The organism is Pseudonocardia humida (assembly GCF_023898865.1).
In the GTDB taxonomy this organism is placed as follows: Bacteria; Actinomycetota; Actinomycetes; order Mycobacteriales; family Pseudonocardiaceae; genus Pseudonocardia; species Pseudonocardia humida.
In genome coordinates this window covers 1-16,916 of record NZ_JAGSOV010000059.1, presented here as the reverse complement: position 1 = coordinate 16,916, position 16,916 = coordinate 1, and the positions used below count along the sequence as shown (strand labels likewise).

Here is a 16,916-nt window from a genome sequence, read left to right as displayed (position 1 = left end):
GACCGACCGCCGACGGACCCCGCTCACTCAGCGCATCCGGCGCCCGGGACCTGTGCCCCCCGTCCGGGCCATCGGCTACTGTCCGCATACGGGGGAACGGGCCGTCGGGCACCGTTCGTTCGGTTCCGGCGGGCACTGGGTCGGGGCTCCCGGCAACGGGACCGCAGCGGATCGCCGCCGCGGGGGACGAACGCCGGAAGACGCGCCGAGCGCAGGTCGAGCACGACCTGGCGCCGACCGGTACGGTCCCCAGCCATACCCGGACGGCAGTGAGGAGTGCCTCGTGATCCGCGGGCCCGAGCCCCTCGACCCTCGACCCCGATCCACCGAGGATCCGCTGCCCCCCGCCCGCGAGCAGTTGCCCCTGCCCCGCCGCCGGCAGCAGGCCCACCTCGAGCCCCAGCTGCGCGAGCGCGGCGGAGCGGGAGACGGCACCCCGTTCTCGGCGTTCGCCGCGCCGACGGCCACCGAGGACCAGGCGGCCGAGCCCACCGGCCCGACGGCGTTCTCCAGCCGGCTCGGCCAGGCCCTGCAGCGCGGTCCCGGCGGGCTCGCCGACCGGCCCGTCGAGCGGTCCGGGGTGCCCGGCGAGCCCGAGGCCGCCGTGCCCGCCGACCCGGCCGAGCGCGTCGTGCGCCCGGAGCGTGCCGCGGACCGCGCCGCGGCCTTCCGCGCCGCCACCCGCCGCGGGCGCCGCCCCGGCCAGCACCCCCGCCGCCCCCGCACCTGAGCGCCGCCCGGCACCTGGCCCGACACCAACGGGCCCGGCGGCGCCGGGCCCGCCCCGGTCAGCCGGTGGTGTCGAGGTAGGAACGCAGGTTCCGCCGGGTCTCGGCCAGCGAGTCGCCGCCGAACTTCTCCAGCGCCGCGTCGGCCAGCACCAGCGCCACCATCGCCTCGGCCACGACACCCGCCGCCGGCACCGCGCACACGTCCGAGCGCTGGTGGATGGCCGTGGCCGCCTCCCCGGTGGCCACGTCGACCGTCTGCAGCGCCCGCGGCACCGTGGAGATCGGCTTCATCGCCGCCCGGACCCGCACGGGCTCGCCGTTGGTCATGCCGCCCTCGATGCCGCCCGCCCGGTTGGACAGCCGCTTCACCGGGTCGCCGGGCACCATCTCGTCGTGCGCGGCGCTGCCCCGCCGCCGCGCGGTGCGGAAACCGTCGCCGATCTCCACCCCCTTCATCGCCTGGATCCCCATCAGCGCCGCGGCCAGCCGGGCGTCGAGGCGGCGGTCGGAGTGCACGTAGGAGCCCAGGCCGACCGGTAGCCCGTACGCGATCACCTCCACCACGCCGCCGAGGGTGTCGCCGTCCTTCTGGGCCGCGTCGACCTCGGCGACCATCGCCGCCGTCGTCGCCTCCTCGAAGGCGCGGACCGGGCTGGCGTCCACGCGCTCGAGGTCGCCGGGGCCCGGCGCCGCGTCGTCGGGCGCCTCGGCCGCACCCAGCGCCACCACGTGCGACACGATCGCGACGTCGAACGCCTGGGCCAGGAACGCCTTGGCCACCGTGCCCAGCACCACCCGCGACGCGGTCTCGCGGGCGCTGGCCCGCTCCAGCACCGGGCGGGCGTCGTCGAAGCCGTACTTGGTCATGCCGGCCAGGTCGGCGTGCCCGGGGCGGGGGCGGGTGAGCGGGGCGTTGCGCGCCCGGTTGGCGATCAGGTCGGGGTCGACCGGGTCGGCGGCCATGACCGTCTCCCACTTGGGCCACTCGGAGTTGCCGATGCGCACGGCGACCGGCCCGCCCTGGGTGACGCCGTGGCGGATGCCGCCGATCACCTCGAGCTCGTCGGCCTCGAACTTCATCCGGGCGCCGCGGCCGTAGCCGAGGCGGCGCCTGGCCAGCTCGGCGGCCAGCTCCTTGGTGGTGATCCCGACCCCGGCCACCATGCCCTCGAGCACGGCGACCAGTGCGGGACCGTGGGACTCCCCGGCGGTGATCCAGCGCAGCACGGCGCCCAGTCTCTCACCCGCCCCGACCGGGTCCGCCGCTCGCCCGACCGGGCACCGGTCGTCACCCCGGCGGGGGCAGCCCGGTCGGGGTGGTCACGAGCCAGGCGGTGACCAGACCGGCGGCCAGCACCATCGACGGGCCGTGCGCGATCGCCGCGCCCCGCCGCACGGACCCGCTGACCAGGCCGACCACCCCGGCACCCGCGGTGAGCAGCGCGGCCAGTAGCGCGGCCAGCGGGACCGCCGGCCAGGCCGCCGCGGCCAGGACCGCGCCCAGCGGAGCGGCGAGCTTGACGTCGCCTGCCCCCAGCGCCCGCCGCGAGAGCAGGTGGACCGCGGCGTGCGCGGCCGCGGCGACCGCCGCCCCGGCCGCCGCGCGGGCCGTGACACCGACGCCGAGCGGCAGCGTGCACAGCAGCGCCAGGGGCAGCGCGGGCAGGGTGAGCGCGTCGGGGATGCGGCGGTGGCGCAGGTCGACCGCGGCCACCGCGACACCGAGCCAGCCCAGCCCGAGCAGCGCGGGCAGCCACGGGCCCGGCACCCGCCCGCTCGCCCACCCGGTCCCGACGGCCCCCCACCCGACCGCCAGCGCGACCTCGCACCACGGTCCGCGCAGCACGACTCCCCGCGCCAGCCGGGCCAGGAGGCGGCGCGCCACCCACCCCGCGGCCGCTCCCACGACCGCCCCGATGCCCCCGACCAGCGCTACGACCAGCACGTTCCCCGCCATCACTCCCCCGATCCCCGGCTACCACGGCCCACACCGCGGCGTGCCGTCGATGGTGGGCGGGGGCGGCGCGCGGGGCCAGCTGGTCCCGCCGGGCTGTGGACAACCCGGCGGTTGGGGACGGGCACGCCGCGGGAACGCCGGCATCGGCCGGAACGTCGGCCCGCTGTGGTACAGCGGCGGCGCTCGGCGTGGAGCCAACGCCGCCGATCCGGCACCGGCACGAGGCTGACCAGGCGCCCCGCTGCGGCTACGCTCCGCAGCGTGATCACCGCTGTGCACGCCCTCGTCCACGCCGAGGACGCCGACGCCGCCCGCGCCTTCTTCCGCGACGTGCTCGGCTTCCCCGCGGTCGACGCCGGCGACGGCTGGTTGATCTTCGCGACGGGTCCGTCGGAGCTGGCCGCGCACCCGGCCGGTCCACCGGCGCCGGGCGCCCCCGCCCACCACCAGGTGACGCTCATGTGCGACGACATCGAGCGCACCGTCGCGGACCTGACCGCGAAGGGCGCCCGCTTCACCCGCCCGGTCCGCGACGACGGGTGGGGGCTGACCATCGCGCTGGACGTGCCCGGGGCCGGGGAGATGACGCTCTACGAGCCCCGCCACCCGGTGGCCTACGACCGCTGAGCCCGCGCCGGCGCCGAGGCCTGCCGGTCGAGCTGCGCGCCCACCGCGCCCGGCTCCCCCACCGCGACCAGCAGCCGGCCCGGCCCGGCCAGCTCGGTCCACGCCCAGCGCACGCCCGGGGCCTCCCCGCCGCGCTCGGCCGCCGGAGCCGCGGCGTCGGCCACCGCGTGGGTCGCCATGTGGGTCCCCGTGTGCGGTGCCGTGTGGGCCGTCCCGGCCACCAGCAGCGTCCCGACCGCCCGGGCGCCCGCCGTGCCGCCGGGGCCGCGCAGGACCTCGTCGGCCCCGTCCAGCTCGGTGGTGTGCGCGATCAGCGGCTCGCCCGCCACGTCGACCAGCAGCTCGCCGCGGTGCCGCCCCCCGCGCTCGCCGTGGCGGCCGAGCACCACCAGCTCGCGCAGCACGGCCCCGGCCGTCGCGTCCAGGCGCACCCGCAGGCGCGAGCGCATGGTCGCGCCGTCGCACACCACCGTGGCCTCCGGCGCCCAGTCGAGGAACCCGCCCGCGCCGACGTCGGCGGCGACGCCCCAGCGCGCCGGTCCGCCCGCCGCCCCGGGCTGGACCAGGGTCGCCGCGGCGCTGCGCACCCGCAGCGACGCCCCGGCCAGCACCTCGACGTCGAGGGAGAAGTCGTCGCCGCCGAGCGGGCCGCCCGCCCCGTGCACCAGGTGGACGCGGTCGGCGCCGGTGGCCCGGATGACCACCGGCCAGGCCTGCGACCAGCGCAGCCGCGGGCGGCCCGCGGCCGGCTCGGCGCGCAGCGTCGCGGCGGCGGTGAGCGCGGTCCGCCCGGTGGGGGCTGCGGGGGGTGCGCTCATCCGCGGCGCGCGGCCACCAGGCCGGTCACCCAGTCGGCGATGGGCCCGGCGTCGGGCTGGCGGCGCAGCGAGACGAGCACCGTCGGCCGCTCGCCCCGGACCTCGGCGGCGTCGCGGCGCATGACGTCCAGGTCGGCGCCGACCAGCTCGGCCAGGTCGATCTTGTTGATCACCAGCAGGTCCGAGCGGGTGACCCCGGGCCCGCCCTTGCGCGGCACTTTGTCGCCGCCCGCCACGTCGAGCACGAAGATCTGGGCGTGCACCAGGCCGTAGCTGAAGGTCGCGGTCAGGTTGTCCCCGCCGCTCTCCACCAGCACCAGGTCCGGGTCGTGCCGGGCGACCAGCTCGTCGACGGCGTCGAGGTTGGCGGTGATGTCGTCGCGGATGGCGGTGTGCGGGCAGCAGCCGGTCTGCACCGCGCGGATGCGCTCGTCGGGCAGCACGCCGTGGCGGCGCAGGAAGTCGGCGTCCTCGGTGGTGTAGATGTCGTTGGTCACCACGACGATCGACATCCGGTCGCGCAGCGCCCGGCACAGCGCCGCGACCAGCGCGGTCTTGCCGCCGCCGACCGGGCCGCCGATGCCGACGCGCAGCGGTCCGGCCGGACCGGCCGGCAGCGGGGTGGGGACGTGGGCGGTGAGCAGGTCGTCACGGTGCTTACGACGCAAAGAGGGTCGCCTCCGATCGGTGGTGCAGTTCGGCCAGCACGTCGGCCAGCGGGTTGCCGTCGGTCGGGAGCAGGGCGGGGTCGTCGGCCGCGACCGCCGCCAGCGCGGCGTCCGCGGCCCCGGCGGCCACCGGCTCGGCCTGCCGCCCCGCCCGCGCGGCCAGCGCGCCGACCGCCAGCGGGTCGAGGCCGAGCAGGCGCACCGCCGCGGTGCAGGCGCCCCCGATCAAGTGGTGGACCGCGAGCGCGGCGGCCTGTGCCGGCGTGGCCCCCGCCGCCGCGGCGGCCGCCCCGAGGACCAGCGCGTGGTGCGGTCGGCGCAGCGCTCGCAGCGCGTCCAGCGCAGGGCTCGGCCAGGCCGCCCCGGCCGTGCGCAGCAGCGCCGCGCCCTGCGCCCGCGACGCGTCGCGCAGCGCGGCCGCCGGCGCCATCCGCACCGACCCCGCCGCGTCCCACCGCCGCCACCCCTGCCCCGTGTCAGGAAAGCCACCATCAGGACGCCGGGTGTCCTGATGGTGGCTTTCCTGACGTCGGGAGGGCGGGGTGGCCAGCGCGCACGCGGCGGCGGCGGCGCCGGCGGGTACCGCGGCGGTGGTGCGCACCCGAGCCGGCAGCACGGCGTGCAGGTCGTCGGTCGAGCGCAGCAGGCCGCGGTCGACCAGCGCTTCGATCCCGCCGGAGTGCCCGTGCCCGCCGGCGGGCAGGCGCGAGTCGGCCAGCAGCAGCAACCCCATCGGAACGCTCGTCATCGCCGCCTCAGAACAGGTGGTAGCGCTGGGCCATGGGCAGCTCGGTCGCCGGCGCGGCCTCGACGACCTCGCCGTCGATCCGGACGGTGAACGTGTCGGGCTCCACCTCGATCCGGGGCAGCGCGTCGTTCCCGGGCATGTCGGCCTTGCCCACCCCGCGCGTGCCCCTGATCGGCACGAGGCGCCGCGCGACGTCGAGGCGGTCGGCCAGGCCGTCGTCGAGCGCGGCCTGGGACACGAAGTGCATGGAGGTGGCCGCGGCCGCGCTCGGGGCGGCGCCGAACATCGGGCGCGGCAGCACGGGCTGCGGGGTGGGGATGGAGGCGTTGGCGTCGCCCATCGCGGCGTAGGCGATCATGCCGCCCTTGAGCACCAGCGACGGCCGGACGCCGAAGAACGCGGGCTGGTAGAGGACCAGGTCGGCGAGCTTGCCGACCTCGACCGAGCCCACCTCGGCGTCGAGCCCGTGCGCGACGGCCGGGCAGATCGTGTACTTGGCGACGTAGCGGCGGGCGCGCAGGTTGTCGGCCGGCCCGTCGCCGGGCAGCGCGCCCCAGCGCTTCTTGCCCACGTGCGCGGTCTGCCAGGTGCGCAGCGGCACCTCGCCGACCCGGCCCATGGCCTGCGAGTCCGAACCGATCATCGAGATGGCACCCATGTCGTGCAGCAGGTCCTCGGCCGCGATCGTCGACGGCCGGATCCGGCTCTCGGCGAAGGCCAGGTCCTCCGGCACGCTGGGCTTGAGGTGGTGGCAGACCATCAGCATGTCGAGGTGCTCGTCGACGGTGTTGACGGTGTGCGGGCGGGTCGGGTTGGTGGAGCTGGGCAGCACGTGCGGCTGCCCGGCCACGGTGATGATGTCGGGCGCGTGCCCGCCGCCCGCACCCTCGGTGTGGTAGGCGTGGATGCCCCGCCCGGCGATGGCGGCCAGCGTGTCCTGCACGTAGCCGGCCTCGTTGAGGGTGTCGGTGTGGATGGCGGCCTGGATGCCGGACTCGTCGCACACCCGCAGGCAGGCGTCGATGGCCGCGGGCGTGGAGCCCCAGTCCTCGTGCAGCTTGAACCCGGCGATGCCGGCCAGCACCTGCTCGCGCAGCGCCTCGACGCCGACCGTGTTGCCCTTGCCCAGCAGCGCGACGTTGAGCGGCCAGCCGTCCAGGGCCTGCATCATCCGGGCCGTGTACCAGGCGCCCGGGGTGACGGTGGTGGCCTTGGTGCCGTCGGCCGGGCCGGTGCCGCCGGCGATCCACGTCGTGATCCCGGAGCCGAGCGCCTCGGGGATCTGCGTGGGCGAGATCAGGTGGACGTGGCAGTCCACCCCGCCCGCGGTGAGGATCATCCCGTTGCCCGCGATGATCTCCGTGGACGGGCCGATCACCAGGTCGGGGTGGACGCCGTCCATGATGTCGGGGTTGCCTGCCTTGCCCAGCGCGACGATCCGCCCGTCGCGCACGCCGACGTCGGCCTTCACCACGCCCCAGTGGTCGAGCACCAGCGCACCGGTGATGACCAGGTCCGGGGTGCCCTCGGCGCGGGTGGCGCGGGCCTGGCCCATCGACTCGCGGATCACCTTGCCGCCGCCGAAGACGACCTCGTCGCCCCCGTGCGGGCCGCGGCAGCGGTCCTCGGTGACCTCGACGAGCAGGTCGGTGTCGGCCAGCCGCACGCGATCGCCGGTGGTGGGCCCGTAGAGCTCGGCGTAGCGGGCCCGGTCGACGACCCAGGGTCCCGGACCGGTCACGGCCGCCACCCCTCGGGCAGGCGCAGGCCCGGGACGGTGGCGGTGCCGCCCAGCTCGACGAGCTCGACCGTGCGCTCGATGCCCGGCTCGAACCGGACGGCCGTGCCCGCGGGGACGGCCAGCCGCTTCCCGGTGGCCGCGTCCCGGTCGAACAGCAGGGCCGGGTTGGCCGCGGCGAAGTGGTAGTGCGAGCCGACCTGCACGGGCCGGTCGCCGGAGTTGACCACGGTGATCGCGGTGCGCGCGCGGTCGATCGGCACCGGCTCGTCGGCCAGCTCGTACCCGCCGGGGATCACGGGATCGGCCGGTGGACGGTGACGAGCTTGGTGCCGTCGGGGAAGGTCGCCTCCACCTGCACCGAGCTGATCATCTCCGGGATGCCGTCCATGACGTCGTCGCGGGTGAGCACCTGCTGCCCGCCGGTCATCAGCTCGGCGACGCTGCGCCCGTCACGGGCGCCCTCCAGGACCCAGCTGCTCAGCAGCGCGACGGCCTCCGGGTAGTTCAGCCGCAGGCCGCGGTCGCGGCGCTGCTGCGCCAGACCTGCGGCGACGTGCAGCAGCAACCGCTCCTGCTCGTGGGGGGACAGCAGCACCTCGGCTCCTTCCGGTCGGGGATCGGCCGGCGCGATCATCCGCCCGGCAACGCTAAGAACGCAGAGTGTCGGGTGCGTGTCGCGGGTGTTACGTCCGTGCCGCCGTGCGGCGGGCCGGCCGGACGGGGAAGGATCGAGGGATGCGGTCGCGGGGAGGACGGGTCGCGCGGGCGGTCGTCCGCGCGGAGGTCGACCACGGGCACGCCGAGCTCGTCGGCGACCCCGACCGCCCCGCGGGCTGGACGTTGCTGGTGAACGGCACCGCGCAGTCCCACGTCGACCTCGACGACCCCACCCACCTGGAGTTCGAGTACGTCCGCAGACTCGGGCACCTGGTCGACCTGCTGGCCCCGGTCGGGCGCCCGCTGCGCGCGCTGCACCTCGGCGGCGGGGCGTGGACCCTGCCGCGGTACCTGGCCACCACCCGGCCGGGCTCCCCGCAGCGGGTGGTGGAGATCGACGGCGCGCTCGTCGACCTGGTCGGCTCCCGGCTCCCCGCCGACGGCATGGGCATCGACGTCCTCGTCGGCGACGCCCGCGCGGCGCTCACCCGGATCGCCCCGGCGTCGGTCGACCTGCTGGTGCTCGACGTGTTCGCCGGGGCGCGGACGCCGGCGCACCTCACGTCGGCGGAGTTCGTGCGCGCGGCCGCGGCGATGCTGGACGTCGACGGCGTGTACGCCGCGAACGTCGCCGACGGCGGCGCGTTGGCGTTCGCGCGCACGCAGGTCGCCGCGGCGGCGGGGGTGTTCGCCGAGGTGGCCGTGGTCGCCTCCCCCGACGTGCTGCACGGGCGGCGGTTCGGCAACCTCGTGCTGGTCGGGGGCAACGGCGAGGTGCCGGCCCTCGACCTGGCCCGCCGGGTGGCCGCCGACCCGTTCCCCGCCCGGGTGCTCACCGGCGAGCCGCTGGCCCGGTTCGCGGCGGGGGCGACGGCCCCCGGGGACCGGGCGGCGACGCCCTCGCCGCTGCCCCCGCCCGGCTTCTTCGGCCGAGCCCGCTGAGCCCGCTGAGCCCGCTGAGCCCGCTGAGCCCGCTGAGCCCGCTGAGCCCGCTGAGCCCGCTGAGCCCGCTGAGCCCGCTGAGCCCGCTGAGCCCGCTGAGCCCTCAGTACGGCGAGGGGATCATCGGTCCGATCCGCTCGACGTGCACGATGCCCTGCACGCTGCCCAGGTGCTCCGGGTCGAATCCGAAGTAGCCGCGGTCGGTGGTCGTGTCCTCGCGCGCCACGGGCCGGCGGGAGCTCGCGCGCAGGGCGGCGGCGAACCGCCGGGCGTCGACCAGGACGGGCCCCTCCCCCAGCGCGGCCAGCTCGCCCTCGACGGTCCGCGGTTCGGGAGCGCCGAGCCCGCGCTCCGGGCCGCACCCCACGGTCATCGCGACGAAGGCGTAGTCCTCGCCCAGCCTGGTCGCGGTGATCGCCCCGGCGCCCCACCACAGCATCTTCTCGGTGAACGGGCCCCAGTCCAGCTGCATGGTGCTGATCTCGCGCTTGAGGTGCGTGTTGTGCGCGTACACCAGCGTCGGCCCGCGGTCGGACTCGGCCTCGACCAGCGCGGCGAGATTGTCCGCCATCATCGCGTCGCGCAGGCCGCTGAGCCGGCTCATCCGCCGGGGGGAGTCCACCGCCATGGTGGCGTGGTAGCGCAGCAGCCCGGCGGCCGTGCGGGCGTGCAGGAGCGCGCGGTCCACCGCACGCGCCGACGTGGCCGCGACCAGCTCGGGGAGCTGCGAGACGAACAGCCCGAGGAGGTCGTCGGCGATCAGGCGCAGCTCGGCCACCTCGGGGTCGCCACCCATCGAGCGCGCCGCGTCCATCATCGCCTCGGACCGGGCCCACCGGTCGTCGGCGCCGGCCAGCCGCTCGATCGTGGCCGCGTGGGCCGGCAGCAGGGCGGGGTCGACGTGCGCGGCGAGGAATCCGTGCGCACCCAGCAGCGCGGCCCGGGGCGAGGGGGCGGAGGCGATCTCCAGTGGCCCGTCGAAGCCGGCGAACCTCAACCGGTCGTCCGGGTCGTGCGCGGCGTTCCAGCTCCGCATCCAGGCCACCAGCTCCCGGTTGGACGGGGCAGCGCCCCAGCCGTGGCTGAACCCCGCCGCCACGACCTCGTCGAGCTCGCCCGGGCCGCCTGCCACGTAGTCGTCGACGGTCAGGGCGGCGAGGCAGTCGCTCTCGAGCGCGATCGACCGGTAGCCGGCGTGTTCCACGAGCTGCTCGAACACCCGGTTGCGCAGCAGGGGCAGCTCTTCGGCGAGGTGAGTGGGCTCCCCCAGGCCCAGCAGGCGCGGTGGGCGCGCCAGCCCGTCGAGGAAGGAGGTGAGCGCCTCGGCGAGGTCGTCGGCGCCCTCGCCCAGTCGCCACCCGACGTCGGCGAGCCGTGGTCCGGTCGCGGTGGCCAGCTGGTCAGCATCGGTCATGGCTTCGACCGTATCGTTGAACCCTCTGTTGAGACTTGGTCGCCAGAACGGCAGGATGCGCGGCCGGAGCCCGCAACCGGGAGGAGAACGTGGACCGCGACGGACCCCGCCTGCGCCCGGTCGACCTCGCCCGCGAGCACGGGCTGTCCACCCAGGCCGTGCGCAACTACGAGGCCGACGGGGTCCTGGCGCCGTCCGAGCGCACCCCGAGCGGCTACCGGGTCTACCGACCCCACCACGCCGACGCCCTGCGCGCCTTCCTCGCCCTCGTCCCGGCCCACGGCCACGCGACCGCCACGGCGATCATGCGCGCGGTCAACGGCGGCGACGTCGACACCGCGCTCGCCCTCGTCGACGACGGCCACGCCCGGCTGCGGGAGGACCGCGAGACCCTCGCGGCGGTCGACCGCGCCGTGCGCGCCCTCGCCGACCGCGCGGCCGCGCCGGAGGCGGTACCGGCGGGCCTGCTCGTCGGTTCGCTTGCCCACCGGCTGGGCGTGCACCCCGCGACCCTGCGCAAGTGGGAGCGCGCCGGGCTCGTGGTGCCCGCCCGCGACCCCCGCACGGGCTACCGCACCTACACGACCGCGGACGTGCGCGACGCCCGCCTGGTGCACCAGCTGCGCCGGGGCGGGTACCCGCTCGCCCAGATCGCTCCGGTCGTCGAGCAGATCCGCGCGGCCGGGGGCGTCGAGGCGCTGACCGCGGCGCTCGCGGGCTGGCGCCGCCGGCTCACCGCGCGCGGTCGGGCGATGCTCGTGGCGGCCGCCGCGCTGGCGGTCTGCGTCCCCGACGACCCCGACACCGCGCCCGGCACCTGGCCACCGCGCCCGCCGGGCCGGTGACCGGCCGCTGGCGCTCCGGTTAGAACGCCCCGTTCTGCCTGGCCAGCACCACGTTCTGCTGGTGCTCGTCGAAGGTGGTCGCGAAGCAGGACACGCCGTCGTTCTGGCAGCGGACGAAGAAGAACCACGGGCCCTGCTCCGGCGCGAGCGCCGCCGCGATCGCCTCCGGGCCCGGCGCCGAGATCGGGGTCGGCGGCAGCCCGGTGACCAGGTAGCTGTTGTAGGGCCCCGGGCGGGCCCGGTCCTCCGGGGTCGTCCGCAGGGCCTGCAGGTCGAGCGGGTAGTTGACCATCGAGTCGAGCTCGAGGCGCTGGCCGGCGCCCAGCCGGTTGTAGACCACCCTGGCCACCTTGGGCATGTCCGGGGTGATCGCCTCCTTCTCCACCAGCGAGGCGATCGTCAGGACCTGGTAGGGCGTGGAGCTGATGGCCTGCGCGCCGGAGACCAGGCCTGTGGCCTCCAGCTTCGACGCGGAGGCGGCCAGCAGGTCCTGCAGCACCTCCTGCGGGGAGGTGCTGGGCAGGACGTTGTAGCGGCCCGGCACGAGCAGGCCCTCCAGCCTGCGGTTCGGGTCGGCCCTGGCCACGTCCTCCAGCGCCCACTCGGGCACGCCGAGGGTGGCCGGGTCGGTGGTGGCCATGGCGGCGCGCAGGTCGTCGACCGAGACGCAGCGCTCGGCGCCGTCGACGGTGGTGCAGCTCGCCTTCGAGATCAGGCTGAGCACGCCGGGGGCGACGGTGCCGTCGGGGGCGCTGGTGTCGTCGAGCTGGACGCCGCCGCGGATCTCCAGTTGGCCCACCCTGGCCACCGGGTCGAGCAGCCGGGCCACCGCGGCGCGCCCGGACATCTCGGCGCGCAGCTGGTAGAAGCCGGGCTGCACGGAGCGGATGCGGCTCTCGTCGCTGGCGGCGTCGGTGAACGCCTCCACGCTGGCCACCACGCCCCGCTCCTGCAGCTCGCGCCCGATCTGGGTGGTCGAGTCGCCGGACTGGACCTCGATGATGACGTCGCCCGCGCCGTCGCCGGTGAAGTCGGGGGTGGAGAAGTACGACGAGTACACGTAGTACCCGCCGCCGGCCAGGCCGCCGAGCAGTAGCAGGACCGCGGCCAGCAGCACGGCGGACCGGCGGCCGCGACCGCGGCGCCCGCCGCCGGACCCGCGCCGGCGCGGGGGTTCGTCGTCGACCCCGCCGTAGTCGTCGTACTCGCCGTACTCGTCGTGGGTCTCGTAGCCGCCGTCGGCGGGGTCGTCGACGCCGAGCGCGTCGGCGGGCTCACCGGGTGCGTCGCCGCGCGCGGCGCGAGCGCCGCCGTCGGGCATCCGGATCGGGCCGGTGGGCGCCTCGTCGGGGGCGTCCCAAGCGGGGTTCCAGGCGGGGCCGCCGCCCCCGGCGCGGCGGCCGCGGATCGGGGTCGGCTCGACGAGCCCGCGTCCGGACGGGCCGGCACCCCCGGGGCCACCACCGCCGTGGTGCGGCGCGGGCGGGTCCCATCTGTCCGGTTGCACCCGCCGAACATAAGAGGTGCCGCAGCGCCGCGCCGATCCGGGCACGCTCATGTCGTCAAGACGTCAACTGCGCGCGCTCAGCGTGACCGTCCCGAGTCCAACCACCCCTGCAGGATGGCGACCGCCGCCGCCTGGTCGACGACGGCGCGCTGGCGACGGCCCTTGCGGCCGCTCGCGCGCATCTGCTGGGTCGCCACGACGGTGGTGAGCCGCTCGTCGGACAGCACGATCGGCACGCCGACGACACCGGCGAGCCCGTCGACGAACGCCCGGGCGGCCTCGGCGGCCGGACCCTCCCGGCCGGCGAGGGTGCGCGGCAGCCCGACGACGATCTGCACGACCTCGTGCTCGGCGACGAGGTCGGCGATCGCGCGCACGTCGGTGCCGCCCTCGACGTCGCGCGGCACCGTGACCAGCGGGGTGGCCAGCAGGCCGTCCGGGTCGCAGAGCGCGACCCCGACCCGGACGGACCCGACGTCGATCCCGAGCCTCCGACCGCGGCCCGGGACCGCGGCGGCTCCCTCGGCCACGGCCGGCCTCAGCCGCGCACGGCGGCCCGGAGGGCCTCCACGGCGGCCGGGACGCCCGCGGGCTCGGTGCCCCCGCCCTGGGCGAGGTCGGGCTTGCCGCCGCCGCGCCCGCCCACGGCCGGGGCGAACGACGGGACCAGCTTGCCCGCGGCCAGCCCGCGGTCGCGGGCGGCGGCGGTGGTGGCCACCACGAAGGAGACCTTGGCGCCGTCGGCCGAGAACAGCGCGACCACACCGGGGCGGGCGCCCAGCCGGGCGCGCACGTCCGAGGCCAGCGCCCGCAGGTCGTTGCCCGCGACGCCGTCGGGGGCGGACACCGCGACCAGGGCCACACCGCCGACGTCCTCGGCCCCCGCGGCCAGCTCGCCCGCAGAGGACAGCACCGCGTCGGCGCGCACCTTCTCCAGGTCGCGCTCGGCGTTGCGCAGCCGCTCGACGAGCGCCCCGACCCGGTCGGGCAGGTCCTCGGGACGGGCCTTGAGCTGGTCGGCCAGGGTGGAGACCAGCAGGTGCTCCTTGGACAGGTGGCGGAAGGCGTCCAGCCCGACCAGGGCCTCCACCCGCCGCACGCCCGAGCCGATCGAGGCCTCGGACAGCACCTTGACCATGCCGATCTCGCCGGTGCGGGTCACGTGCGTGCCCCCGCACAGCTCGCGGGAGTAGTCGCCCATGTCGACCACGCGCACCCGGTCGCCGTACTTCTCGCCGAACAGCATCATCGCGCCCATCCTGCGGGCCTCGTCCATGGACGTCTCGTAGGCCTGGACCTCGCGGTTCTCCTGCAGGACCGTGTTGACCTCGTCCTCGATCTCGGCCAGCGCGGCCGGGGGGACGGCGCCGGAGGGCGAGGTGAAGTCGAAGCGCAGCCGGTTGGGCGCGTCGAGCGAGCCGGCCTGGGCGGCGGTGGGGCCCAGCGCGCCGCGCACCCCGGCGTGCACCAGGTGGGTCGCGGTGTGCGAGCGGCAGATCGAGGCCCGGCGGGCGCGGTCGACCTCGGCGACGACCGCGGCGTCGAGCGCGACCTCCCCCGCCACGACCGTGCCGCGGTGCACCCGCAGCCCCGGGACCGGCGACTGGACGTCGTCCACCCGGACGGTGAACGAGGCGCCGCGCAGCCGGCCGGTGTCGGCCTGCTGGCCGCCGGACTCGGCGTAGAACGGGGTCCGGTCGAGGACGACCTCGACGCTGTCGCCCTCGTGGGCCGCGGCCGAGGCCGCGCCGTCGACCAGCAGCCCCACGACGGTGGCCTCGGCGGCCAGGTCGGTGTAGCCGAGGAACTCGGTGTCGCCTGCCCGGTCGAGCACGGTGCGGTAGATCGACCCGTCGCCGTGGCCGACCTTGCGGGAGCGGGCGTCGGCCTTGGCCCGGGTGCGCTGCTCGTCCATCAGGGCGGCGAACCGGTCGCGGTCGACCTGCAGCCCGGCCTCGGCGGCCATCTCCAGGGTGAGGTCGATCGGGAAGCCGTAGGTGTCGTGCAGCTGGAAGGCCCGGTCGCCGGGCAGCACGAGCGCTCCCTGGCGCTTGGTCTCGGCCACGGCCGTGTCGAAGATCCGCGACCCCGCGGTCAGGGTCTGCAGGAAGGCCTCCTCCTCGGCCTGCACCGCGGCCCGGATGCGCTCGAAGTCGGTGGCCAGCTCCGGGTAGGACGGGGCCATCGCGTCGCGCACGACCTCGGCGAAGGCCGGCAGCACCGGCTCGCGCACGCCCAGCAGCCGGGCCGAGCGCACGATGCGGCGCAGGAGCCGGCGCAGCACGTAGCCGCGGCCCTCGTTGGACGGCGTCACGCCGTCCCCGATGATCATCACTCCGGACCGGGCGTGGTCGGCGATGACCCGGAACCGCACGTCGTCCTCGTGGTCGGCGCCGTAGCGGCGCCCGGAGAACTCCTCGGCGCGGGCGATGACCGGGCGGACCAGGTCGGTCTCGTAGACGTTGTCCACGCCCTGCAGCAGGCACGCGACCCGCTCGATGCCCATCCCGGTGTCGATGTTCTTCTTGGGCAGCGAGCCGATCGGCGGGTGCTCGTCCTTGGGGCTGAGCTCGCCCCGGACGTCCTGCATGAACACGAGGTTCCAGATCTCGATGTAGCGGTCCTCGTCGGCGACCGGGCCGCCCTCGCGGCCGTGCTCGGGCCCGCGGTCGTAGAAGATCTCCGAGCAGGGCCCGCCGGGACCGGGCACGCCCATGTCCCAGTAGTTGTCCTTGCCGCCGCGGCGCTGGATGCGCTCCGCGGGCAGGCCGCTGATCCGCCGCCACAGCTCGAACGCCTCGTCGTCGTCGCGGTAGACGGTCGGCCAGATGCGGTCGGGGTCGAAGCCGTAGCCGCCGGCGTCGCGGCTGCCGGTGACCAGGTTCCAGGCGTGCTCGATCGCCCCGGCCTTGAAGTAGTCGCCGAAGGAGAAGTTGCCGGCCATCTGGAAGAACGTGTTGTGCCGCGTGGTGCGCCCGACCTCGTCGATGTCGCCGGTGCGCACGCACTTCTGGATCGAGGTGGCCCGCGGGTACGGCGGCGGGGCCTCACCCAGGAAGTAGGGCTTGAACTGGACCATGCCGGCGTTGACGAACAGCAGGGTCGGGTCGTCGAGGATCAGCGAGGCGCTGGGGACGCGGGTGTGCCCGGCGGTCACGAAGTGCTCGGTGAACCGGCGGGCGATCTCGTGGGTCTGCACGGTGGTGCCTTCGTCTGGTGATGGACGGTGGGCGACCTACCGGGCCCACCGGGGAGGGCAGCGGAACGGCAGGGCACGGACGCCTGGCGTCACGCCCCTGCCCGGCGCGCTCGTGCGCGCGGCGCGGGCCGCCGGCCGCGGACGGCGGGAGGTGCACTGCGAGCGGGCTCCTGCAGCGCGTCGACGTAGGTGGGCAGCCGGGCCCCGGTCTGCCGCTCGACCATCGCCGAGAGCTCCTGCTCGCGCTCGTTCATCCCGGCCCGGACCTCCGCACCGAAGGCGCCGAGACCGGCCCCGAGCTCGCGCAGGCCGTCGGCCAGGTTGGCCCCGACGCCGGCCGGGGTGAGGGCCTGCGCCGCCGCGTTGGCCCGCCGGGCCACGTACGACCCGGCGGCCAGGCCGACGCCCAGCCAGAACAGCCGCTTCACCGCCGCCGCCGGTTCCGCCGCCCGCCCGGACGGGCGTCGCCCGCGTCGCGGGCGGCGCGGCGCGCCTTGACCGCCTTGTTGACCCCGTAGGAGAACGCCGCGGCCCGCACCAGGGGGCCGCCCAGCGTGGCGGTGAACAGCGACGTCAGGACGGAGACGTTGCTGGTCACCGCGCGGGCGCTGGAGGTGATCCCGTCGACCCGCTCGAGCTGGGTGTTGACCACGCTGAGCGTGGTCTGGGCGTCCTCCAGCAGCGGGGCGCTGCCCTCGTGCGCCTTGCGGATGGCGACCGTGGCCTCGTCGAGCGTGCGGCCCAGCTTGAGCAACGGGACGGCCAGCAACAGCACGAGGACCACGAAGGCCCCCGCCGCGATCAGCGCCGCGATCTGGCCCACCGACACGTAGCCTCCCCGTACTCCAGCTGGATGCGCCGGCGCGGAGAACCCGGCCGGCGGAACGTGCACAGGCTACTCCCGGGCCCGGCGGCCCCGCCCCCGGGTTCGGGCCGTGTCGCCCGGTCAGCAGGGCGGCCGGACCCGGACGAAGATCACGGGCGGGCCCGGGACGGCGCGAGGGGGGGGGGGGGGGGGGGGGCCGCGGGGGGGCGCGCCCGCGGCCCCCCCCCCCGCGGGGG

General features: G+C 76.5%; 18 protein-coding genes. 4 read left to right on the top strand and 14 right to left on the bottom strand.

The window, feature by feature from the left end:
* The first annotated feature begins 283 nt into the window (after window positions 1-283).
* Window positions 284-730 carry a hypothetical protein gene (locus tag KDL28_RS27420; protein ID WP_252443089.1) on the top strand — a complete coding sequence of 149 codons (447 nt, stop codon included), beginning with the start codon at window positions 284-286 and terminating at the stop codon, window positions 728-730.
* A gap of 58 nt (window positions 731-788) precedes the next feature.
* Here KDL28_RS27420 and aroC read toward each other — a convergent pair whose 3' ends face one another.
* Together aroC and KDL28_RS27410 are read right to left on the bottom strand one after the other, a co-directional pair.
* Window positions 789-1,958 (bottom strand): chorismate synthase, encoded by a 1,170-nt coding sequence (aroC, locus tag KDL28_RS27415; RefSeq protein ID WP_252443087.1) that lies wholly within the window; start codon window positions 1,956-1,958, stop codon window positions 789-791.
* Between the two features lie 61 nt (window positions 1,959-2,019).
* A complete protein-coding gene (locus KDL28_RS27410; RefSeq protein ID WP_252443085.1) occupies window positions 2,020-2,688 on the bottom strand; it encodes a prepilin peptidase in 669 nt (222 codons plus the stop codon).
* A 261-nt stretch (window positions 2,689-2,949) separates the two neighbouring features.
* Between KDL28_RS27410 and KDL28_RS27405 the strand changes: the two genes are divergently transcribed.
* Window positions 2,950-3,315 (top strand): VOC family protein, encoded by a 366-nt coding sequence (locus KDL28_RS27405; RefSeq protein ID WP_252443083.1) that lies wholly within the window; start codon window positions 2,950-2,952, stop codon window positions 3,313-3,315.
* Here KDL28_RS27405 and KDL28_RS27400 read toward each other — a convergent pair.
* Genes KDL28_RS27400 through KDL28_RS27375 form a run of 6 tightly spaced genes read right to left on the bottom strand, consistent with a single transcriptional unit; the run spans window position 3,303 to window position 7,924 of the window.
* Window positions 3,303-4,133, bottom strand: a complete 831-nt coding sequence (locus KDL28_RS27400) for an urease accessory protein UreD (RefSeq protein WP_252443080.1) — start codon at window positions 4,131-4,133, stop codon at window positions 3,303-3,305. The two genes, KDL28_RS27405 and KDL28_RS27400, sit on opposite strands and share 13 nt — an antisense overlap.
* Entirely contained in the window at window positions 4,130-4,801 is a 672-nt protein-coding gene (gene ureG, locus KDL28_RS27395; protein WP_372497085.1) for an urease accessory protein UreG, read from the bottom strand. The genes KDL28_RS27400 and ureG overlap by 4 nt, the downstream gene beginning before the upstream one ends.
* The gene (locus KDL28_RS27390; protein WP_252443078.1) at window positions 4,791-5,534 is read right to left on the bottom strand and encodes an urease accessory protein UreF; all 744 of its coding nucleotides are present in this window, start codon (window positions 5,532-5,534) and stop codon (window positions 4,791-4,793) included. The genes ureG and KDL28_RS27390 overlap by 11 nt, the downstream gene beginning before the upstream one ends.
* A 22-nt stretch (window positions 5,535-5,556) precedes the next feature.
* The gene (locus KDL28_RS27385; RefSeq protein WP_252443076.1) at window positions 5,557-7,290 is read right to left on the bottom strand and encodes an urease subunit alpha; all 1,734 of its coding nucleotides are present in this window, start codon (window positions 7,288-7,290) and stop codon (window positions 5,557-5,559) included.
* Window positions 7,287-7,586: an urease subunit beta gene (locus tag KDL28_RS27380; protein ID WP_252443074.1), complete on the bottom strand. Its 300-nt coding sequence runs from the start codon at window positions 7,584-7,586 to the stop codon at window positions 7,287-7,289. Before KDL28_RS27380 ends, KDL28_RS27385 begins: the two co-directional genes overlap by 4 nt.
* Window positions 7,583-7,924: an urease subunit gamma gene (locus KDL28_RS27375; protein WP_372497083.1), complete on the bottom strand. Its 342-nt coding sequence runs from the start codon at window positions 7,922-7,924 to the stop codon at window positions 7,583-7,585. The genes KDL28_RS27380 and KDL28_RS27375 overlap by 4 nt, the downstream gene beginning before the upstream one ends.
* Window positions 7,925-8,025: 101 nt before the next feature.
* On the opposite strand from KDL28_RS27375, the gene KDL28_RS27370 reads away from it, so the two are divergent.
* Window positions 8,026-8,889, top strand: a complete 864-nt coding sequence (locus KDL28_RS27370) for a spermidine synthase (protein WP_252443070.1) — start codon at window positions 8,026-8,028, stop codon at window positions 8,887-8,889.
* A 103-nt stretch (window positions 8,890-8,992) separates the two neighbouring features.
* On the opposite strand, the gene KDL28_RS27365 is transcribed toward KDL28_RS27370, so the two are convergent.
* Window positions 8,993-10,303 (bottom strand): erythromycin esterase family protein, encoded by a 1,311-nt coding sequence (locus KDL28_RS27365; protein WP_252443068.1) that lies wholly within the window; start codon window positions 10,301-10,303, stop codon window positions 8,993-8,995.
* Window positions 10,304-10,392: 89 nt separating this feature from the next.
* On the opposite strand from KDL28_RS27365, the gene KDL28_RS27360 reads away from it, so the two are divergent.
* Window positions 10,393-11,148 (top strand): TioE family transcriptional regulator, encoded by a 756-nt coding sequence (locus tag KDL28_RS27360; RefSeq protein WP_252443066.1) that lies wholly within the window; start codon window positions 10,393-10,395, stop codon window positions 11,146-11,148.
* A 19-nt stretch (window positions 11,149-11,167) separates the two neighbouring features.
* On the opposite strand, the gene KDL28_RS27355 is transcribed toward KDL28_RS27360, so the two are convergent.
* From KDL28_RS27355 to KDL28_RS27335, 5 genes are all read right to left on the bottom strand, one after another.
* Entirely contained in the window at window positions 11,168-12,655 is a 1,488-nt protein-coding gene (locus KDL28_RS27355; RefSeq protein ID WP_252443064.1) for an endolytic transglycosylase MltG, read from the bottom strand.
* Between the two features lie 77 nt (window positions 12,656-12,732).
* Window positions 12,733-13,185, bottom strand: a complete 453-nt coding sequence (gene ruvX / locus KDL28_RS27350) for a Holliday junction resolvase RuvX (protein WP_252443062.1) — start codon at window positions 13,183-13,185, stop codon at window positions 12,733-12,735.
* Window positions 13,186-13,193: 8 nt separating this feature from the next.
* The gene (gene alaS / locus KDL28_RS27345; RefSeq protein ID WP_252443060.1) at window positions 13,194-15,854 is read right to left on the bottom strand and encodes an alanine--tRNA ligase; all 2,661 of its coding nucleotides are present in this window, start codon (window positions 15,852-15,854) and stop codon (window positions 13,194-13,196) included.
* Between the two features lie 89 nt (window positions 15,855-15,943).
* Complete coding sequence (locus tag KDL28_RS27340) at window positions 15,944-16,282, bottom strand: hypothetical protein (RefSeq protein ID WP_252443058.1); 339 nt, start codon at window positions 16,280-16,282, stop codon at window positions 15,944-15,946.
* A complete protein-coding gene (locus KDL28_RS27335; RefSeq protein ID WP_252443056.1) occupies window positions 16,279-16,683 on the bottom strand; it encodes a DUF948 domain-containing protein in 405 nt (134 codons plus the stop codon). The genes KDL28_RS27340 and KDL28_RS27335 overlap by 4 nt, the downstream gene beginning before the upstream one ends.
* Window positions 16,684-16,916: the final 233 nt, after the last annotated feature.